Here is a 3321-nt window from a genome sequence, read left to right as displayed (position 1 = left end):
GTGGTTGGTGGGTGTGGGGTTGTTGTTTGGTTACTGCATAGTGGCGCGAGCATCTTGGGAGGATGACACCCCTTGTGGGGTGTTGTTTTCATGTATGTGATTTTCTCAACCCAACACAATCAGCCCGGCCTTTTCTTTTTGGTTGGTTTGTTGGTTGTGTGGGTTGTGTTTGTTGCTCATGAATCAATGGTTTGCATGTGTGTGTAAGTTGTTGAGAGCGTATGGTGGATGCCTTGGCATCAGGAGCCGATGAAGGACGTGGGAATCTGCGATAAGCCTGGGGGAGTTGATAATCGGACGGTGATCCCAGGATGTCCGAATGGGGGAACCCCGCATGCTGTGAGGTGTGTGACCTGACACTGAATATATAGGTGTTATGGGGGGAACGAGGGGAAGTGAAACATCTCAGTACCCTTAGGAAGAGAAAACAATAGTGATTCCGTTAGTAGTGGCGAGCGAACGCGGATGGGGCTAAACCTGTATCGTGTGATACCCGGCAGGGGTTGCGGTGCGGGGGTTGTGGGTGTATGTGTCCAGTTACTGCCGTGGCTGGCTGGTGAGGTGCGGGCGTGGAGACGAAGCAGTGTGAGTGCTGCACCGTAGAGGGTGTGAGTCCCGTAGTCGTATTATGTTCCGCCGCTAGATCGTATGACCCGAGTAGCACGGGGCTCGTGGAATCTCGTGTGAATCTGCCAGGACCACCTGGTAAGCCTGAATACTACCTGATGACCGATAGCGGATCAGTACCGTGAGGGAATGGTGAAAAGTACCCCGGGAGGGGAGTGAAATAGTGCCTGAAACCATGCGCTTACAAACCGTCAAAGCCCTTTTTTGTGGGGTGATGGCGTGCCTTTTGAAGAATGAGCCTGCGAGTTAGTGCTGTGTCGCGAGGTTAACCCGTGTGGGGTAGTCGTAGCGAAAGCGAGTCTGAAGAGGGCGTTGTAGTGGCACGGTCTAGACCCGAAGCGGGGTGATCTACCCATGGCCAGGTTGAAGCGTGTGTAAGAGCACGTGGAGGACCGAACCCACCTAGGTTGAAAACTGGGGGGATGAGCTGTGGGTAGGGGTGAAAGGCCAATCAAACTCCGTGATAGCTGGTTCTCCCCGAAATGCATTTAGGTGCAGCGTTACGTGTTTCTTTACCGTGGTAGAGCTACTGGATGGCTGATGGGCCCTACAAGGTTACTGACGTCAACCAAACTCCGAATGCGGTGAAGTGAGAGCGTAGCAGTGAGACTGTGAGGGATAAGCTTCATGAGTCGAGAGGGAAACAGCCCAGAACATCAGCTAAGGCCCCTAAGCGTGTGCTAAGTGGGAAAGGATGTGGAGTTGCTGAGACAACCAGGAGGTTGGCTTAGAAGCAGCCACCCTTGAAAGAGTGCGTAATAGCTCACTGGTCAAGTGATTCCGCGCCGACAATGTAGCGGGGCTCAAGTACACCGCCGAAGCTGTGTCACTCCATACTTTTGTGTGGGGTGGGTAGGGGAGCGTCGGGCATGTGGTGAAGCCTGGGTGGAAACCATCAGGTGGAGCGTGTTCGAGTGAGAATGCAGGCATGAGTAGCGAATGGCGGGTGAGAAACCCGTCCGCCGAATGATCAAGGGTTCCAGGGTCAAGTTTTTCTTCCCTGGGTGAGTCGGGACCTAAGGCGAGGCCGACAGGCGTAGTCGATGGACAACGGGTTGATATTCCCGTACCGGCGAAGAACCGTCCATATCGAAGCGATGATGCTAACCACCCCAACCACACCAGACCAGCCACTTTGTGGCTAGATGGTGTGTGCGGCGTGGGACCCGATTCGTGGAGGTAAACGTAGTAACAGGTGTGACGCAGAGAGGTAGCCGGGCCAGGCAATGGAATCGACCTGGTCTAAGAGTGTAGGCCGGTGTATAGGCAAATCCGTACACCATAATGGCTGAGACTTGATGGGCGCCCACATTGTGGTGGGTGATCCGGTGATCCTGTACTGCCGAGAAAAGCATCGACGTGAGGTTCTAGCTGCCCGTACCCGAAACCGACACAGGTGATCTGGTAGAGAATACCGAGGCGATCGAGAGAATCATGGTTAAGGAACTCGGCAAAATGCCCCCGTAACTTCGGAAGAAGGGGGGCCTGCCTCGTGACCCCCACATGCTGGGGTGAGCGGGTGTGGGCCGCAGAGACCAGAGGGAAGCGACTGTTTACTAAAAACACAGGTCCGTGCGAAGTCGCAAGACGATGTATACGGACTGACTCCTGCCCGGTGCTGGAAGGTTAAGAGGACCTGTTAGAACATTCGTGTTCGAAGCGGAGAATTTAAGCCCCAGTAAACGGCGGTGGTAACTATAACCATCCTAAGGTAGCGAAATTCCTTGTCGGGTAAGTTCCGACCTGCACGAATGGAGCAACGACTTCCCTGCTGTCTCAACCATGAACTCGGCGAAATTGCAGTACGAGTAAAGATGCTCGTTACGCGCAGAAGGACGGAAAGACCCCGTGACCTTTACTATAGTTTGGTATTGGTGTTCGGTGCGGTTTGTGTAGGATAGGTGGGAGACTGTGAAGCAGCCACGCCAGTGGTTGTGGAGTCATTGTTGAAATACCACTCTGACCGTATCGGATGTCTAACCTCGGCCCGTGATCCGGGTCAGGGACAGTGCCTGATGGGTAGTTTAACTGGGGCGGTTGCCTCCTAAATGGTAACGGAGGCGCCCAAAGGTTCCCTCAGCCTGGTTGGCAATCAGGTGTCGAGTGTAAGTGCACAAGGGAGCTTGACTGCGAGACTGACAGGTCAAGCAGGGACGAAAGTCGGGACTAGTGATCCGGCAGTGGCTTGTGGAAGCGCTGTCGCTCAACGGATAAAAGGTACCTCGGGGATAACAGGCTGATCTTGCCCAAGAGTCCATATCGACGGCATGGTTTGGCACCTCGATGTCGGCTCGTCGCATCCTGGGGCTGGAGTCGGTCCCAAGGGTTGGGCTGTTCGCCCATTAAAGCGGCACGCGAGCTGGGTTTAGAACGTCGTGAGACAGTTCGGTCCCTATCCTCTGCGCGCGTAGGAAATGTGAGAAGGGCTGTCCCTAGTACGAGAGGACCGGGACGGACGAACCTCTGGTATGTCAGTTGTACCGCCAGGTGCACCGCTGATTAGCTACGTTCGGGAAGGATAACCGCTGAAAGCATCTAAGCGGGAAGCCTGCTTCAAGATAACATTTCCAACCAAACTTGTTTGGGAGAGGCCCCCAGCTAGACCACTGGGTTGATAGGCAGGAAGTGTACGCACGGACCATAGACGTGTTCAGCTGACCTGTACTAATAGGCCGATCACTTACACACAACAAC

1 rRNA gene is annotated in these 3321 nt (G+C 54.4%); it reads left to right on the top strand.

The features are described 5' to 3' along the window. Positions 1-201: 201 nt before the first annotated feature. Positions 202-3315: ribosomal RNA gene (locus HMPREF3160_RS06700) — 23S ribosomal RNA — on the top strand. Positions 3316-3321 lie beyond the last annotated feature (6 nt).

The organism is Arthrobacter sp. HMSC06H05, assembly GCF_001807395.1.
Lineage (GTDB): Bacteria > Actinomycetota > Actinomycetes > Actinomycetales > Micrococcaceae > Pseudoglutamicibacter > Pseudoglutamicibacter albus.
This window is presented reverse-complemented; position numbering and strand designations above follow the sequence as displayed.